At 43.6% G+C, this 16,935-nt stretch carries 14 protein-coding genes; 6 read left to right on the forward strand and 8 right to left on the reverse strand.

Annotation, left to right across the window (positions count from 1 at the left end; genetic code table 11):
• The first annotated feature begins 145 nt into the window (after positions 1-145).
• The 4 genes from J3P43_RS14690 to J3P43_RS14705 all read left to right on the forward strand — a co-directional run bounded on the left by J3P43_RS14690 (position 146) and on the right by J3P43_RS14705 (position 3,261).
• The gene (locus tag J3P43_RS14690) at positions 146-475 is read left to right on the forward strand and encodes an L-rhamnose mutarotase (protein WP_255903720.1); all 330 of its coding nucleotides are present in this window, start codon (positions 146-148) and stop codon (positions 473-475) included.
• Positions 476-558: 83 nt separating this feature from the next.
• Positions 559-2,349 (forward strand): alpha-L-fucosidase, encoded by a 1,791-nt coding sequence (locus tag J3P43_RS14695; protein WP_255903722.1) that lies wholly within the window; start codon positions 559-561, stop codon positions 2,347-2,349.
• Positions 2,350-2,810: 461 nt separating this feature from the next.
• Positions 2,811-2,942, forward strand: a complete 132-nt coding sequence (locus tag J3P43_RS14700) for a hypothetical protein (protein WP_255903724.1) — start codon at positions 2,811-2,813, stop codon at positions 2,940-2,942.
• A gap of 1 nt (position 2,943) precedes the next feature.
• Positions 2,944-3,261, forward strand: coding sequence for a hypothetical protein (locus tag J3P43_RS14705; RefSeq protein ID WP_255903726.1), 318 nt, complete (start codon positions 2,944-2,946; stop codon positions 3,259-3,261).
• A gap of 184 nt (positions 3,262-3,445) precedes the next feature.
• On the opposite strand, the gene J3P43_RS14710 is transcribed toward J3P43_RS14705, so the two are convergent.
• From J3P43_RS14710 to J3P43_RS14735, 6 genes are all read right to left on the reverse strand, one after another.
• A complete protein-coding gene (locus J3P43_RS14710) occupies positions 3,446-3,820 on the reverse strand; it encodes a response regulator (protein WP_255903728.1) in 375 nt (124 codons plus the stop codon).
• Between the two features lie 231 nt (positions 3,821-4,051).
• The gene (locus J3P43_RS14715) at positions 4,052-5,251 is read right to left on the reverse strand and encodes a sensor histidine kinase (protein WP_255903730.1); all 1,200 of its coding nucleotides are present in this window, start codon (positions 5,249-5,251) and stop codon (positions 4,052-4,054) included.
• Between the two features lies 1 nt (position 5,252).
• Positions 5,253-6,263 (reverse strand): ATP-binding protein, encoded by a 1,011-nt coding sequence (locus J3P43_RS14720; protein ID WP_255903732.1) that lies wholly within the window; start codon positions 6,261-6,263, stop codon positions 5,253-5,255.
• Entirely contained in the window at positions 6,256-6,684 is a 429-nt protein-coding gene (locus J3P43_RS14725; RefSeq protein ID WP_255903734.1) for an anti-sigma regulatory factor, read from the reverse strand. The genes J3P43_RS14720 and J3P43_RS14725 overlap by 8 nt, the downstream gene beginning before the upstream one ends.
• Positions 6,650-7,054 (reverse strand): STAS domain-containing protein, encoded by a 405-nt coding sequence (locus J3P43_RS14730; RefSeq protein WP_255903736.1) that lies wholly within the window; start codon positions 7,052-7,054, stop codon positions 6,650-6,652. The genes J3P43_RS14725 and J3P43_RS14730 overlap by 35 nt, the downstream gene beginning before the upstream one ends.
• Complete coding sequence (locus tag J3P43_RS14735; protein ID WP_255903738.1) at positions 7,054-7,920, reverse strand: STAS domain-containing protein; 867 nt, start codon at positions 7,918-7,920, stop codon at positions 7,054-7,056. Before J3P43_RS14735 ends, J3P43_RS14730 begins: the two co-directional genes overlap by 1 nt.
• Before the next feature lie 635 nt (positions 7,921-8,555).
• On the opposite strand from J3P43_RS14735, the gene J3P43_RS14740 reads away from it, so the two are divergent.
• Both J3P43_RS14740 and J3P43_RS14745 read left to right on the forward strand, forming a co-directional pair.
• Entirely contained in the window at positions 8,556-10,163 is a 1,608-nt protein-coding gene (locus tag J3P43_RS14740; RefSeq protein ID WP_255903740.1) for an ice-binding family protein, read from the forward strand.
• A gap of 73 nt (positions 10,164-10,236) precedes the next feature.
• Positions 10,237-12,174: an OmpA family protein gene (locus tag J3P43_RS14745; protein WP_255903742.1), complete on the forward strand. Its 1,938-nt coding sequence runs from the start codon at positions 10,237-10,239 to the stop codon at positions 12,172-12,174.
• A 632-nt stretch (positions 12,175-12,806) separates the two neighbouring features.
• On the opposite strand, the gene J3P43_RS14750 is transcribed toward J3P43_RS14745, so the two are convergent.
• Together J3P43_RS14750 and J3P43_RS14755 are read right to left on the reverse strand one after the other, a co-directional pair.
• Complete coding sequence (locus J3P43_RS14750; RefSeq protein ID WP_255903744.1) at positions 12,807-14,981, reverse strand: hypothetical protein; 2,175 nt, start codon at positions 14,979-14,981, stop codon at positions 12,807-12,809.
• A 22-nt stretch (positions 14,982-15,003) separates the two neighbouring features.
• Positions 15,004-16,932: a RagB/SusD family nutrient uptake outer membrane protein gene (locus J3P43_RS14755; protein ID WP_255903747.1), complete on the reverse strand. Its 1,929-nt coding sequence runs from the start codon at positions 16,930-16,932 to the stop codon at positions 15,004-15,006.
• Positions 16,933-16,935 lie beyond the last annotated feature (3 nt).

The raw sequence follows: 16,935 nt of genomic DNA on the forward strand, positions 1-16,935 counted from the left end.
TATGTGCTAAACCAGCACACAGACCTGCACAAGTCGGATTTGTATAAAACAAAGTCTTAATACTGTAATGAGAAAGAGTCGGCCCGGTTTAAATTTGCATTAGCAGCGAATAAAATACAGCGGCCAATTATAACCCTAACCTGGAATGAAAAGATATTGCTTTGCTATAGACCTAGTTGATGATGCTAAACTAATAAACGAGTATGAGAGCTGGCACCGGAGCTGTTGGCCCGAAATAAAAACAAGTATCAGGGATAGTGGGATCATAGAGATGGAGATCTACCGGACCGGCAACCGGCTTTTCATGATTATGGATGCAGACCCAAATTTTTCATTGCAAAGAAAGTGGGAAATGGACTTATCCAACCCAAAGGTGCAAGAATGGGAAACATTAATGTGGAAGTTTCAACAGCCTGTACCATGGGCTAAGCCGGGAGAAAAATGGGTGTTAATGGATAGAATATTTCAATTATAACCAGATGTACCGACCGGCACTGGTATCGGTATAACATGACTCGTATGAATAAAGAAATAACCCGCAAATAGTTCGAATTCAGCATGAAAAATATATTTATCAAATCAGTAATTGCTGTTGTGCTCTTAAATCTCTCTAAGGCAGACGCTCAAACTCCACAAGCCCCGGTTATTCAATCGCAACCAGGCCCTAAACTAACACAGGCCCCTCCCATTCCTGCGAGTCCGGCGAAGGAGCCCATCAACAGCGTGGAGATGGGTGATTGGAGAACTTTTCCGGAAATGAAACTGGATCTGCCGATAGCGCCCGGACCTTTCGAGCCAACATGGGAATCCATTGAGAAAAATTACCCGGGCGAACCGGCCTGGCTTCGCGATGCAAAGTTTGGCATATGGGTTCATTTTGGTCCTCAAGCCGCAGGCGAAAGCGGCGACTGGTATTCACGTAAACTCTATTCTCCCGGTAAAAGAGCTTATGAGAACCATCTGAAGAGATACGGACATCCTTCAGAAGTGGGTTATAAAGAGGTGTTGCGCGACTGGAACCCAAGCAAACTCGATCCCGCAAAACTCACGAAAATATATCAGGACGCTGGAGCGCGTTTCCTAATGATCCAGGGCGTGCATCATGACAATTATGACATGTGGAACTCACGTTACCAACCATGGAACTCGGTGAACATCGGACCGAAACGCGATCTGATAGGCGAATGGGAAAAGGCAGCACGCGCTACTGGCATGCGTTTCGGCGTAACTTTTCACCACGAATATACATGGTGGTGGTGGCAGACCGCATTTGGCAGCGACAAAGAAGGAAACAAAAAAGGTGTTCCTTACGATGGAAACCTCAGCCTTACCGATGGTAAAGGCAAATGGTGGGAAGGATATGATCCGCGTTTACTCTATGGTATTGACTTGCGTGAATACAAGGGAGTTGAAAAAGCAGCTCATACAGAATGGTCGCCACCACCCGCAGGAATATTTTCACGACACCTGCCTTACGCAAAATGGTACGCCACTCAATGGGCCTTAAGGATGATGGATGTAGTAGAAAAGTACAATCCCGATTTTATTTATACAGACGGTACTGTACAGGGACCTTTTACCGGTGACGGCACCGGCACCGGAATCAAGGCCGATGCCATGCCGCGCGTAATGGCAGATTTCTACAATCGTACGCTACAGCGCCGGGGCGAAGTAAATACCTTCAGCATAGTAAAATTTCGCCACAAAACGAACGGAACAGTAAATACTGAGGAGCACGGGATCCCGGCTAATATTAAAACCGATCAACCCTGGATTGCAGAGGCCCCCATCGGCGATTGGTTTTATGCTCCAAACTTTATCTACGACTCAGGAATGATGATCCGTTATGTGATTGAAGCTATAGCACGCGACGGAAATGCGGCATTATCTATTCCAATTCTGCCCGACGGATCGCTCGAACCTGCTTGCGAGAAAATGCTGAAGGAGGTTGGAGTGTGGATGCGACGCAATGGTGAAGCGGTGTATGGAAGCCGTGCATGGGCTATTCCGGGGGAAGGGGAAACGGTTAAGGGTAAATTAAAAATGCTTCCGGGAGGCAAATTGGGACGCCATCATGCTGACTTTAAGTTCAATGCGCAGGACTTCCGTTTTACCACCGGCAAAAATGGCGCGCTCTACGCCTTCTGTATGACTACACCGGCGCCAGGAACCCGACTGAAGATCAATTGTCTTGGTAACAATGCAAAATATCTTGACAAACCGGTAAAAAGGGTAAAGCTTCTGGGGCATAATGGCAAACTGAAATGGAAACAAAAAGCAGACGGACTGGAAATCGTTTGTCCGGCAAAAATGCCTTTTGAGACAGCAATTGTTTTTAAGGTTGAATAAGAGGCGTAGTTTGAACCAGGATGATTTGTAAGTTTCATTATGATATTGCCTAATCATAGTAGATGATCACGATGATAGTAATGGAAGCTAATCTGATTGACTTTTGGCTGCCAGTGTTCAGAACGAGACAATCCAAAATATTTCCTGGTTAAATGTGCGGAAGATTACTCTTATAAAGATGAAGGATGCCTGCAATTGCCTGTTGACAGAGACTTTAATTTGCGAAAGACAAAACCAAATGCATTGATAGTCAATAATTAAGACTACCTTTAAAGAAGTACGTTAAAACGATCTCATCTCCCCCTTCCACTTAGGAACTACCTCATCTGATTTGTAGCTCTTAAACATCGCTTTATCAGAAAAACATGCAGAGATTTCATATCCCTAAATTGACTCTGCTTAAAACGGGATTGAGCTTCACCATTAAAATCAGCCGATTTAACATTTAAAATTAAACTATCATGAGCAAAGACAAAGGCAGCAAAAACAGTAAGAAAGCGGCAAGTACCGAAAGCAAGAAAGCACCGTCTGACTATCAGAGTGGCAAGAATTCAGTATCAAAGATTGAACCTATATCCCCTAAAAAGAAGTAATATGATAAACTCAACGGTAGAATTACAGGCGAAAATGTATGTGTTTGATTTAGGTAATTGCGCCAAGGAGTACTGGTTCAAAGATGATGAAGACTGGGATTTGTGCCTGGCATCTGGAGAGCAAAAATTGGAGCTTGAAAAAAAATACCATCCTACCATCTCTAAAAAAGGATTGCCTGAAACACTTGTCCAGCTTCACCATATGGTAAAGTCAAGACTATTGAAAGCAAATCCTCATTTTTTGAAGCAAGGCCCCTCAGAAGAGATGTCGTCGACTCCGGAGTTTTTAATTGCCTTTAACAGGAACAGAAGGCGTTAAAAATTATTTGCGATCGAAAATGCTAAAGAAAAAAATTGCTTGCCGGACAGGCCGACCATATTATGCTTTATATTTCGGATGATATCTATTAAGGAAGGAATATTGGGCGTTGAAAGCAAATTAGGCTCAGGGTCAACCTTCAGTTTCAAAATACCGAAAGTCGCCTGATGTACGTCCAAAAAAATTAGCTAACCGTTGCAGATGGAGAAAGGTGATATTTTACTGTTTCAGTTAAATGATCTATCTGAAATGGTTTGAGAATAATGGCGGTGGCTCCGAAGTCGCAAACTGCTGTATGTATCGACTCGTCTGAGGAGATCATAATCACCGGAGTATGTTCGTTGCTGATGTATGATCTCACTTCTCTGCAAACCTCTAGTCCATTGATTTCATTCATATTGATGTCGAGAATAATTAAATCAGGCTCAAATTCTAATATCAGCTGAAGAATATCAACCGGAAAAATTGAAGTTTTGACCGAGTATCCTTCGGACAATAAAATTATCTCATAGATATCAAGAATTTCCTGATCATCATCAACACACAATATCCGTTTCATTTTTTCTTGAGTTTTACAAGGGAGAGTTATAGATGCAACTCGATACCGTGCTTAATGTTTCGATTATATTACCGGGCGCCTCATATAGCGCTACTTCTGTATTTTTGGCTGGTTTACAGCGACTTGACTGCAAAGACTAGAAGACGCTAAAATTCTGCTTTGTGGCTAAAACCTTTGCTGCGAGACTCAAAGACCTTGAGTTTTCTTGCTCTGCGCCTTAGAAAAGCATTTCTAGCAAACGCCCATTCCGGGCAACGAAAAGAAAAATGTAGAACCCACATCTTTAGTACTCTCCACCCATATTTTACCGCCATGATCGTTGATGATCTCAGAGGCTATATACAGCCCCATACCAAGACCCGAATATCCGTTGACGACCTGCTTATCGCGATGAAACTTTTGAAATATCTTTTCGATACTTTCTTCAGACATGCCGATTCCCTCGTCGGCAACAGAGACCGTCAGGTTTCCTTTTTTGCAGATTGCAGTTCGTAAAACAACTTTAGAACCGGCCCTCGAGTACTTTCCGGCATTGCTTATCAGATTAGTGAACACCTGGTCCATCCGTTCACGGTCGAGTTTCACCATTACACTTGCGCCAAGCTCTACAGTCAACTCGTGTTTGGGTAATAAATGGGTGAGTAAAAATGAGGCCTCCTGTATAAAGGAGTTGAAATCAACCTCCTCATAATTGTATTCAAGTCGGCCATTCTCAATCTTAGAAGTATCCAGCAGCTGCTGAACAAGGTTTCTAAGCTTGGTTGACTGTGCATCAATTTTCAACAGAAAGTCTCTAACCTGTTCGCTACAGGCCTCCTTACCCATTAGCGCCAGTTGGGTGTAGGCTTTAATAATGGTGATCGGGGTTTTCAATTCGTGACTGGCGATGGATATAAATTCATTTCGCTTTTCGTCTATATACTTAGATTGTCTCAGTTGCGCGTCTTTAGTTTCGGCAATAAGAAACAACTCAAGGTTTTTCCGTTTAACCTCTTCGTAGGCTGAAATAGGCGGCTCGGTATCAAAATAGTCTTTAAGAAACTTTATTTTCACCTGATCCAGGCTGATGGATCGCGGTAGATTGATACCAATTTCGATTATCACTTTATCAGCCAGCTCATAATTTTGAAATAAGGGAACGAGTTTTTTGGCATAAAAAAAGCTTTCATCCGAAATAGTAGAGCCCTTTACACTGTCGTATTGTATTATGCCAGATAATGAATAGCGGTTTGACTTCTGCACCAGGCCAAGCGAAAGAACGCCTGTATCGGTGAAGTCGATCACTACCCTGCAGAGTTCTGCAATAGCCGTTACAAAAGTGGCCTGGGTGGAGAGGCTTAGCTTCAGAATCTCCGATAGTTTTGAAGCTTTTTTCTGAGCCAAAACCAGGTCCATTTCATTTTCTAATGTAAGGGTAATTAATTCTAGCATACTAATGAACATTGCAAACTACAACAGACATATCATCTGTTCTGCGCCCGTAGTCTTTATATAAGGCTGCTGCAAGGAATGATAAATCGTATTTATGGATACCCGGGTATTTTGTACTGTCCCAGCGTGTTTTTAAACCATCCGAGCATAAGGTTATCTGGTGGAAATCATCAGAAGAAATTTCCTGGCTCGACATGGTATTTGGAATATTATGACCGATGATACCATTGTACGACATCAGATTGCGCACACTCTGATAATTCATCATACCGGTGGTAATGTTTCCTACTCCTGCAATCTTCCAGATCTTTCTTTTGAAGTCGTACACTACTACGGTTCCAACGGCACCGCGTGTTTTTTTTATCGATTGATGCAGGAACCTGATAATGTCGACCGGGTCATCATTTTTGCAAATCTTAAACGCTTCCCTGGCTTCAACAATAGCCTTATGAGCTTCCGGGCCATGACCCAACCCGTCGGCCACTAATAATTTAAAATGATCGGGAGTGTGAATAAACATTCCGCCATCGCCGCTTACCGTTTCGCCGGGCTTAGCTACCACAAGAAACCGAATATCTATCTTTTTAGGCTTAACCCTGTCTTCCGGACTTTTATAAATGCGGCACAAAAGGATGGTTCCCCAGCCTTTGATGCTATAGATCTCAAAATAATCAGACAAACGCTTTATACTTCCAAGGCCGTTGCCGGATGTACTTGTTGTTGATACGCCGTCGAGTTTCATCCTTTCGGGATCTGAAATACCCGGACCGCTGTCGATGCAGATTAACTCGAGATATTCCTGACCTGCCTCTCCCGTAATACACATCAAAAGTTCGCCTTTATCCGCGTGCTTCAGGAGGTTAGATGTCATTTCAGCAACGATGATGTCCAGCTCACTGAGCTTCTTCGAATCGAAACCCGCTTCTGCGGCTTTCCTGTTGATATCCTTCTTTAATAAGGAAAAATAACTTCTATCTTCTGCACAATAACTTGTGTGTGTTGCATTATCCATTTGCCCATTTAATTACTACTACTGTAGTCCCTTTTCCTGGCTCACTTTTGATATCAAACTCATTTACCAGTCGCTTTGCTCCAGGCAGACCTAAACCAAGACTTTTGCCGGTTGAATAACCATCCTTCATGGCTAAACTCAGATCCGCTATCCCGGGTCCCTTGTCTTTGAAGGTGAGCCTCACCCCATTGTCGCGGCCGCGGGTAACTATTTCAATCAAGGTTTCGCCGCCACTGGCATATTTCAGCATATTCCTGCCGAGCTCGCTTGCAGCGGTAATCAGTTTGGTTTGATTAACAAGGCCCATTTTTATTTTGACTGCGCACTCTTTCACACGGTTCCTAAACGGAACCACGTCTTGATCGGCTACAATCCGCATTACATCCTTAGATAGTGTTATGATCATCGTCCAGGTCGTCATCGCTTTCTATATCAATATCTACTTTCGAGGTTAAAAGCTTCATTCCCTTTTCAACATCCAAAGCAGTGTGAACCCCTGTTAACGGAAGGCCTAACTCGATCAGTGTAATTGCCACTGCGGGCTGCATACCTACTACCACAGTTTCTGCATCGAGAATTTTGCACATTCCGGCAATATTTCCAAAGATCCTTCCCATAAAAGAATCTACGATAGAAACAGCCGAGATATCGATAAGAACACCTTTGGCGGCAGTTTTTTTCACCATTTGCACCAGATCTGCTTCCAGTGATAAGGCCAGCCTGTCGTAGAGATCAACCTGAATGGTAACCAATAAAAATGGCCCCATTTTAAGAATAGGAATCTTCTCCATTATACAACCGCTTTAACTACCTGTACTTTTTTTACCTCCAACTTTAGCGACTGAAAAGAAAACTTTAAAGCACTGGCCAGTGTAGCCTTGGTGATAATATTTGAAAGGTCGATACCTAAATGGACGATGGTTTGGGCGATTTCGGGGCGAATTCCACTGATAATACATTCGGCCCCCATTAAACGGGTAGCGCTTACTGTCTTTATAAGATGTTGCGCAACAAGCGAATCAACAGCCGGAACTCCCGATATATCCAGGATAGCAATGCTGCTGCCCGTTTCGACAATTTCTTGTAAGAGATTTTCCATCACCACCTGAGTACGGGCGCTGTCTAAGGTACCTATAATTGGTAAGGCAAGTATCCCATCCCACACCCGGATCACCGGAGTTGAGATTTCAGTAATCTCATCCGTTTGGCGTAAGATAACTTCTTCACGGCCCTTGATAAAGGTTTCGAAAGTAACGATACTAAAACTATCAAGCAGACGGTTGATCTGCAATGTAGCCTGATAAAGGGTTTCCTTATCTTCTTTAATTTCCTGCTGAAGCAACTGTAATAAGGCTTCCTTCAATCCAAAAATAAAAGCGCCGGTTTCCCGTGGGCTGAAACCTTGTCTTGCTCTGGTAATTGATATACCTGAAAGAATTTCAATTACGCCATCAAAGTCGCCGGAGTTTACATCTTCAATATTTTCCTGATTCAGATTTGATACAAAGGAATCTACCAGTTCTTCAGATTGCTGCCTGATCTCTTCATTGGAAATCAGATCTTCTCTTAAACCGGCCTCCGAAAGCTGATTTGTAATCCACAACTCAATTATATTTTTCTTTTTCTTCTGTAATAGCTTCGGGATATTATATTCCATACTTAATGATTATATGTAATGGTACGCATTTAAATGGTGGTAATCGTTTTTATTTAAGGGTTTCGGGGTTTTTGTGAGCAAGTCAAATATTCAGCTACGGCCCTTATAACTAACTGATGGCTTTATTGTATTGAACTAAAATTGCTACACTTTTAGCCCAAACCGAGCACATTAGTATAAAACCTTAACGTATTAGAAGAGACATTAATTGCCTGATAATTTCTTTTCATTAAAATATAATCTCATAAACCACTCCCACGCATCTGAGCGTGAATAATTGCACGGGCGTCAAATTTATTATCCGCTTAAAAAAACTCAGGGCACTGGATTTGCAAGTAACCTGGTATAGAAAATCGCATACGTCTTTATTGCATGATGACAATAAAGCCTGAGCTGGAAAAGCTTGGATCAAATAACACCTTTATAGAGTTACCTAACAGAGCTACTGTCCCTGTACCTACAACTCGATATTCAATAGTTCATCAGTTTTAACGAGCATCATCTCAATAAAACAATGAATGGCCAACCGGGCCGAAACATGCGAATTAACACCTTTACACCTTGCCTTAAATAACCAAGCAGGTGTCGTCTGAATTTCTCTCTCAAGAAAAATCAAAAGCATTAAATTAAAGATCATGACAACAAACTTTTCCTTAACGAGGAATAGCACTGCTGCGCGTCAAAGCCGGGGCTATTCAAAAATATACGCCCTGCTCCTTTTCGGGATCATTATACTCGCAGCCTTTATTACAGGCTGTAAAAAGGATGATTTTGAAGGTGAAATTTCAGGCGTTTGCCCTGTAGTAACTACCGATCCCGTAAACGGTGCGGTGGATGTGCCTGTCAACAAAACCATCGGCCTAACCTTCAACACAAGCATGAAAGGTTCCACTATTAATACCACAACAGTAACGTTAAAACAAGGCAACACGGCTATCGCGGGCGTGGTAGGCCCCGCTGCAGACGGAAACTCATTCACGTTTGACCCGGCAAACGACCTGCAGCCCTTTACCACTTATACAGGAACCGTTACTACCGGTGCGAAAGACACCCTGCGTACTTCGATGGCAGAGGATTACGTCTGGAGCTTTACAACCCTGCCAAGAATTACCTTATCGTCAAATCCAATAGCCGGCGGAACAACCGCAGGTGCAGGCGATTTTGCACAAGGTTCACCTGTTACTGTGACAGCTATACCAAATGCGGGTTATACCTTTGTTAACTGGACGAGGGTTGGAGCCCCAACTGTTCCCCTTTCTTCCAACGCAAGCTACCAGTTTAATATGGCAGGAAATGTTGACCTGGTTGCCAATTTCAGTCAGGTTCCAACCTTTACGGTTCTTGTGACATCCAGCCCAACGGCAGGAGGAACAACAACCGGCTCGGGTGTATATGCGTCCGGAGCTTCTGCAACAATCAGAGCCATACCGAATAGCGGCTATTCATTTACCGGCTGGAGTGGAGATGCAAGCGGATCGACAAATCCTTTAACATTAACGGTAAATGCAAATAAAAACATCACCGCAATCTTTGCTTCCGGCGGACCGGTTGCTGGTGCAGGAATAGGGCCAATTCTTCCTGGTCTGGGCGGTGCAGGTAATTTTTCTATCCTAACCAAGGCAGGAATTTCGACCACAGGTATCACGTTAGTAAACGGCGACATCGGCGTGAGTCCGGCTGCAGCAACTGCCATTACAGGCTTTGGTTTGATTATGGACGCCAGCGGGCAATATTCGCGCTCACCTATCGTGACCGGCAGAATATACGCATCGGATTATGCCGCTCCAACTCCGGCAAATCTGACCACTGCGGTATCTAACATGGAAACCGCATATACTACTGCGAATGGTCTGGTAACGCCAGCACCGGTTCTTGAAAGAGGTGCAGGAAATGTTTCGGGACTTAATCTGGCGCCTGGTTTATACAAATGGAGCACGGGCGTATTGATCGACCCAAATACAACGCTGACTCTTACCGGCGGAGTAAATGATACCTGGGTATTCCAGATAGCACAGAACCTTACAATAAGTAACAGTGCCAGAATTGTACTACAAGGCGGGGCACAAGCCAAAAACATTATGTGGGTAGTTGCGGGGCAGGCAACTCTTGGAACGAACGCCAACTTTAGCGGAATCATTCTGAGTAAAACGCTGGTCTCTACAAACAATGGCACCATAGTAACCGGCAGATTGTTAGCGCAAACAGCGGTTACCTTAATCGGGACTACTATTATACAACCATAAATTAAATACCCGCCTGTTGGCGGGTATTTTTTAAAGCTATTTGTCACACAAAAATTAATCTAAAAAGATCATTATGTTACCCATAAATAAAAACACATTTACCCTTATCATCTCTTCACTGATGATAATTCTCGGCCAAAGTATCGCCACGGCTCAAACAGCTCAGCCCAGATGGTGGTTCGGCTTATCAGGTGCTGCTAACCTGAACTTTTACAGCGGTACAACCCAGCGACTGAACAATTCATTAATTGTTCCAACCGCCTTTCACAAAGGGAACGGCGTACGCCCCTACGGTTCGCTTTTAATGGAATACCGCCCTGCAGGTATGTTGGGTTTTATGCTCAACGTTGGATATGATGGCCGCGGCGGTAAGTTCGATAGCGTAATGGCTCCATGCGATTGTCCGGCTACGCTAAAAACCAACCTTGATTACCTTACCGTTGAGCCCAGCTTACGCTTAGGTGTACCGTCAACAAATCTCTATTTCTTTGCAGGACCGCGTGTGGCATTTGCAATGCAGAAGGAGTTTAAGTACACGCAATTGAAACAACCCGACACGAATGAGGATTTCAGTGAAATTAACAGCACTATCTTTTCCGGTCAGATTGGAATGGGTTACGATCTGCCAATTTCCTCGCCTAACAGTAAAACAAAGGCTTCGCTTTCTCCTTTCGTATCGTACCATCCCTACTTCGGTCAGGATGCGCGTAACATAGAAAGCTGGTCGGTATCAACGGTCAGAGCCGGTATAGCATTGAAGTTCGGAAGAGCCGGAAAAGTAAAAGAAGCGGAAGTTCCGGTGGCTGTCATCCCGGCAAGGGAAGTTACCTTTACCGTTCGTGCTCCAAAAACAGTACCTGCAAAACGTCTGGTAAGCGAAACGCTGCCGTTACGTAATTCGGTGTTCTTTAATGAAGGCTCGGCAGCTATCCCAACCAGGTATGTATTGCTTACAAATAACCAGGCATCAGCATTTAGAGAGGCTTCTTTGCAAAATGAGCAAACGCCTAGCATGAATGGGCGTTCGGCAAGGCAGTTAAATGTATATCACAACATCCTGAATATTTTAGGAGACAGGATGAGAGCTAATCCGGGTGCAGTGATCGCTTTAAGCGGAGCATCGGCAAACGGACCGCAGGAGGGCAAGCTGTTTGCAGAAGCCATTAAACAATATATGGTGTCTGTGTTCGGAATCAATGGTTCAAGAATATCTACCGTTGGCCGTACGAAACCACTTATCCCATCAGAACAACCGGGTGGAACAAAAGAACTGGTTCTTCTTCGTGAGGGAGATCGCAGGGTGGATATCAGCAGCGCATCACCAGAACTGTTAATGGAAGTTGGTGGCGGAATGATGAAGCCGGTTCAAATTCTTGCCACACAAATTGACCCTCTGGACAGTCATGTAATTTTCAATGTAGATGGAGCAAATGCAGTGCTTAAGTCGTGGACTTTAGACCTGACAGATGAAAGAGGCACGGTTAAGCATTACGGACCTTTCACCCGCGATCGGGAGAGCATGACCGGTACTTCTATCTTAGGGAATAACAAATCTGGTAACTATAAAGTAGTAATGCTGGGCGAATCTAAGAACGGATTGCCTGTGAGAAAGGAAACCACCGTTGCACTAGTTCGCCAGGACGAGAGTACAGAAAAAGGTTACCGGTATAGTATCCTGTTTGACTTTGATAAATCAAACTCGATCGCATCGTATGATAAATTCTTAAGCGATGTTGTTTCACCTCTGATCACTTCTGGTTCGACTGTGATTGTGCATGGCCATACCGATATTATCGGTGAAGAAGATTATAATCATAAATTATCTCATAGCAGAGCAACGGAAACTCAAAAAATAATTCAAACAGCCTTAACAAGAGCGGGCAAAAGCAACGTAAAATTCGAAACCCTTGGTTTTGGAGAAGACTCTGACCGCACCCCGTTTGAAAACAAGCTTCCGGAAGAGCGGTTTTATAACAGAACGGTTATTATTGACATTATTCCAGGAAAATAGTTATTAAAAAATCATAAGCGGGCCGGATCGAAAGATCTGGCCTTTTTTTGTGAAGTAAATTTTTGATCATGTCAAGGTGGCCCGCCAGCTGGTTAAGCGGATAGAATAGCGTCGAGGTACTTGGCTTAAAGTGTCTGATATCTGTTGTAATAACCATTCGCTTACGTCTTCAAATGCATAATGTTGCTTTGCCGGATTATTAAAGCGTGATGATGGCTTTTAGGTTCGTCTTAGCTGTAGTGTAAGTATAGTCATCCTACGTTTATCCTACGTATTGGGTGGGTTCTGATCTATGAGCAAGACGCTGCGATGAGAAAGGCAGACGCTAAATTAGAGAAAAGTTACAACCTTTCGTTTTTTCAGGTTTATTATTATGCCCGAAAGCAACACTTGAACTTAATCAGGAACGATAAACCTAAGCTAACCTGACGTCGAAGAATCTAATCGATACGCTCGGGTCTGCGTTAAGCATTTGATACTGCTTATTAAATCTTCCTTTCCTCACCGAAAAAGAAAAAGCCCGGCTTCTACAAGTAAACCGGGCTTTTTCATTAACCTTGGTGATGTAAACTTCAGACTAAACTATATGGGAATCAATTCCCATTAAATTTAGGAGAAATATCTCCAATCAATTACCTCCAACGTGGATCTCCAATTCCTTTAGTATAAATCGGATGATTTCGCACTTCCGGAGTATTCTTGAAAAACAAGCCGTTCAGGTTATAAATATGAGCATCAGTATCCCAGGCTGACCCAACTTTTTTACCCTTCGGATAAGGATCTACCAGCAGGTTCTCCGGAGCAATAGGCGTTGGACCTGTGATCACTTTTGTTGCTTCCAAACCGCCTACATTTAGGCTTCCTGCACCTGTTCCAGGATTGTAACCTGCTCCGTTGCCAGTATGGCTAAACGGCTGTTTAGTAAAGATCTCTGCGGAAGAATAGTAGGTAATCGCGTTGTTTGCCGATTTTGCTGAGGTTGAATAATTATCAGCAATATCGAAGCTCAAGCCCGGGCGGTAGGTCCTGAAGTTCATACCACTCAGATTTAATGCCCTCGCATCGCCGGCAGCCTTCACCGCGATAAATAGATTCTTCCTGATCGTGTATTTACTGTTGGCCGGAGGATGCATATGCTGTATCAGGTACCGGTCATTTGTGATTGCAAAGGCGTTTAAGAACGTATTATTTTCGATAGTTACATTCCAAACCACACTCGCTGCCCATGCCAGATTTGCATTTTCACGCAAAAGCTGATCATAGCTCATTCCAATAAAAGAGTTATTTCTAATTACTACGTTGTTGAAAATATTGGTTTTCTCCGACTTTGCATCTCCGGTGATGAAGGGATATCCGCGGCCGTTAACGTCATACATACCCACATCATGGAACAAACATTTTTCGACGATGATGTTTTCAATCACCTGGCGGTTTGAGCCCTGCGTTCTAAACCAACTGCGCACCATACCCTGGAAATTACAGTTACGGGCTTCTAATTTAGAGCAGGTGAACGGCATAGAGGCCGAATGCTGATTTATAAAATAGTTACCCGTAATGCTCTTGCCCGGATATAACGACTGATTGAAGAAGTTAACCGCATAAGGAACTTCGAAGTTGATATCATCGAAGATCACATCACCTACGGTAATACTACCAATTTCACCGGCTTGCGCAGGACGCCCCAACTGGAAGTTATAAGCAAGTGCCTGGTTGCCGGTTTCATTATAGCCAAGCCCCATAAACACAATTGGCTTTGTACCAGGAGTATTTGTTTTCAAGGTTAAGCCTTTAGCTAAAACAACACCGCTACCTAAATAGTAATTTTTGCCTGCTTCGAGCATGAATATCGTGCCTTCGGCGAGGGTATTATCAAATAGATAATTATTCAATATTGTATCGAGGCGCGAGGCATTATGTTGTTTCGCCCAGGTATTGGTCTCGTCAACAATGTGAGGAATAAGGATGGGTGCACCTACCTGGCCTCTCATACGTACCATGGTAGTGTTATATAAGCGGTCCCAATAACGCACAACCTTATTGTTAAGCCCATTTACCACATACAATGCGTTAGAGCTTAAGCCGCTAACATCAACATATCCTTTGTCCAGATCTGCCTGAGTCAGCGCGATCTTCTTTGTGGGCAGATCTCTGTTTACTGAAGCGGGCTGGATTAAAATCTCGTCCATTAAGAACTTTTCATTTTCATACTGAAAGCTAGGATTCAATTTTGAAGGATCTGTACGATCTGAACCAGAAGGCACTGTCAGGTCGAAATACACCCGCAGGCTAGTTTCTGTCACACCACCAACAGACACCACATCTGGAATACCTCTGCGCTCTCCCATTTCCCACTCTGCCCGCTCATCATTGTGGCCCGGATCTCCTTTTCCGTACCACTTTGAGTGATAAGCTTCTCCCTTGGGAGAAAGGGTTTGTATGGCGAAATTATGTTTGGTTGAATATTGCAAATCCTTCTTGGTGTATTTAAGCACCTCCGGTCCAACAATGGTATCCCAAAGAATATCGGCCGGAACATCCCAGGAACCGGCCTGGGTTTTCATCTGGATTCGGTAGCCCGAAGCACCATTGATGCCGTTCCATACCAGATACATATCGTTGGTATTCACAACCTGACTTGCTAGTGGGTCACCGGCTTTTCCGGTATTTGCCTGTTGACGAAACATCGCCATAAACGATCTATTTTCTTCTTCGTCGGTAAGTTCAAGAATCTCCTTCTTGCAGCCATTGAAAACCATTGTCAGCATGCCTGCCAGAACAAGGTTTAGTATAAAAATCTTAGTTTTCATATTTCATTTTATTGATACCTCATTAATTATAACCGTACTGGTTCTTATACGTGCCATTGCTCATTTGAATAGCACTATTGGGTAATGGCAAGATATAACGCACTGGCGGCAGATTGTTGCGGTCTAGACTTTCCCAATTAGCTGCCGGGCCACCTTTAATATAGCCACGGAATGAGTAAAGGATCTGGTTTCTGGGCATTGAAGTTTCTTCATTGTACCAGGCATACAGAGTGGCCGTCTCCCAGCCGGCGCCAGGATGCAAAACAGCTTCCCAAGGGTTGTGAAATCTAATAACCGGCAAAGTAGTATTCGGATAATCGCTCCTATTGCCCGTGTTTGGCTCGCGTTTGTAAAATTTATTAACGGGTAAATCCTGATATTTCTCGGAACCGGTCATGTAGTCTCCTCCGGCCATGGAAGCTACGATATAGTACTCCATAAAACTGTCGTATACTACTTTGGAATATAGGTTCCAGCGAACCAAATCTTTCCAGCGAATGTTTTCACCACCAAACTCCCATTTCCGTTCGTCTACAATGGCATTAAAGAAAGATTCTTTAGAGGAAGCTACCGTGTTGGTATAGCCGTCAACCTTCATTGAATGGTCTGCTGTTTTAAATGCTCGTTTACGAACTTGTTTAAACGCATTAATTGCTTTTACTCCATTTGGCCCGCCTAATCCTTCTTCTACCTCATTGACAGCTTCGGCATACATCAATAAAATATCAGCGTAGCGCATATAAGGCAGATTAATACCAGTACCACCAGAGCTGTTATTTCCCAAAGCATTGGACTGAGTAGCCCATAATTTTGACCATTTATTATTGTACATGCTATAGTCTGTGAGTACCTGCGGCACTCCCACCGCATCGTAATTCCACATTCCAACAGTATAATCCTTTCTGAGATCCTCGCGATCGAAGGAGTAATGATAAAAGGCATTTAATCGCATACCACCGTTAGAGGGGCCCCAGGGGTGATTGGTAACACCTTCAACCGAAGACACTGCAGGCCCGGTAACATAACCCACATTACTGGTAGAACGTTTCAGAAAAGGAATCTCAAAGATTGGATCATCGGCATTACTTACAATGTAATTAGACTCATCAATGAATACATCCCGGTATGATTTGTTCAAGCTGTGCGTACCAGATGAAATGACCGAATCGGCATATTGCATGGCAGTCTGGTAGTATGTTTTGTAATCCGGCATACGTTTCATGGTACCATTAACACCCTCCGGGTATAGGGAGTACCCGCCGCGAGTTAATGCCATCCGGGCGATCATTCCTTGACAAAATTCCTTGGATACGCGTTCCACACCATAATCTAAAGCAGCGGCGTATTTCATGCCCGGGGAAGCGCTTTTCAGATCCTCAATAAGGAAAGTGAGGATTTCGTTGCGGTCGGTAATCGGAATCACGAAGGAAGATCCAAGTTTCATAGAGGGTTGTGTATTAAAGGGCACATCGCCATACATTACCACCAGATCGTGATAGAACATAGCTCTGAGGACTTTAGCCTCACCGAGCTGCTGTGTAAGGTCCATATCGCGCGTACTAAAAGCCGGGCTGCTTTGAATGCCTTCGATAAAGATATTGGCACGTTCGATACCTTCGTATTGCTTATTCCAAAATCTTTGCGCAGACACAGAATGCTGGGCACCGTCAAAAGCTCTGAACTCTTCCCCATTTATGCTTGCTACTTCATTCGAAAAGGCAGTAAACTCCACATCACTGTTTAAGGCAAAAGTACTAAAGTAGGCGTTGCCATACGTGTCGTTGCTCATTAAAGAAGCATATATGGAATTCAACGCGCGACCTATCTCCTCTTTATTTCCAAAGACATAATCGCCTTCGTATTTGGAGTCGGAGCTAACATCCAAAAAGTCTTTCTTACAGGAACTAAGGCCCAGTAATATTGTACTGAGAACTATAATATATTTCCTCATATC

The sequence above is a fragment of the Paradesertivirga mongoliensis genome, assembly GCF_024436395.1.
GTDB lineage: Bacteria > Bacteroidota > Bacteroidia > Sphingobacteriales > Sphingobacteriaceae > Paradesertivirga > Paradesertivirga mongoliensis.

What these genes read in the sequence shown, in the direction of transcription:
- J3P43_RS14690 (WP_255903720.1), top strand. Translation starts at nt 146, where the DNA reads ATGAAAAGATATTGCTTTGCTATAGACCTAGTTGATGATGCTAAACTA.
- J3P43_RS14695 (WP_255903722.1), top strand. Translation starts at nt 559, where the DNA reads ATGAAAAATATATTTATCAAATCAGTAATTGCTGTTGTGCTCTTAAAT.
- J3P43_RS14700 (WP_255903724.1), top strand. Translation starts at nt 2,811, where the DNA reads ATGAGCAAAGACAAAGGCAGCAAAAACAGTAAGAAAGCGGCAAGTACC.
- J3P43_RS14705 (WP_255903726.1), top strand. Translation starts at nt 2,944, where the DNA reads ATGATAAACTCAACGGTAGAATTACAGGCGAAAATGTATGTGTTTGAT.
- J3P43_RS14710 (WP_255903728.1), bottom strand. Translation starts at nt 3,820, where the DNA reads ATGAAACGGATATTGTGTGTTGATGATGATCAGGAAATTCTTGATATC.
- J3P43_RS14715 (WP_255903730.1), bottom strand. Translation starts at nt 5,251, where the DNA reads ATGCTAGAATTAATTACCCTTACATTAGAAAATGAAATGGACCTGGTT.
- J3P43_RS14720 (WP_255903732.1), bottom strand. Translation starts at nt 6,263, where the DNA reads ATGGATAATGCAACACACACAAGTTATTGTGCAGAAGATAGAAGTTAT.
- J3P43_RS14725 (WP_255903734.1), bottom strand. Translation starts at nt 6,684, where the DNA reads ATGACGACCTGGACGATGATCATAACACTATCTAAGGATGTAATGCGG.
- J3P43_RS14730 (WP_255903736.1), bottom strand. Translation starts at nt 7,054, where the DNA reads ATGGAGAAGATTCCTATTCTTAAAATGGGGCCATTTTTATTGGTTACC.
- J3P43_RS14735 (WP_255903738.1), bottom strand. Translation starts at nt 7,920, where the DNA reads ATGGAATATAATATCCCGAAGCTATTACAGAAGAAAAAGAAAAATATA.
- J3P43_RS14740 (WP_255903740.1), top strand. Translation starts at nt 8,556, where the DNA reads ATGACAACAAACTTTTCCTTAACGAGGAATAGCACTGCTGCGCGTCAA.
- J3P43_RS14745 (WP_255903742.1), top strand. Translation starts at nt 10,237, where the DNA reads ATGTTACCCATAAATAAAAACACATTTACCCTTATCATCTCTTCACTG.
- J3P43_RS14750 (WP_255903744.1), bottom strand. Translation starts at nt 14,981, where the DNA reads ATGAAAACTAAGATTTTTATACTAAACCTTGTTCTGGCAGGCATGCTG.
- J3P43_RS14755 (WP_255903747.1), bottom strand. Translation starts at nt 16,932, where the DNA reads ATGAGGAAATATATTATAGTTCTCAGTACAATATTACTGGGCCTTAGT.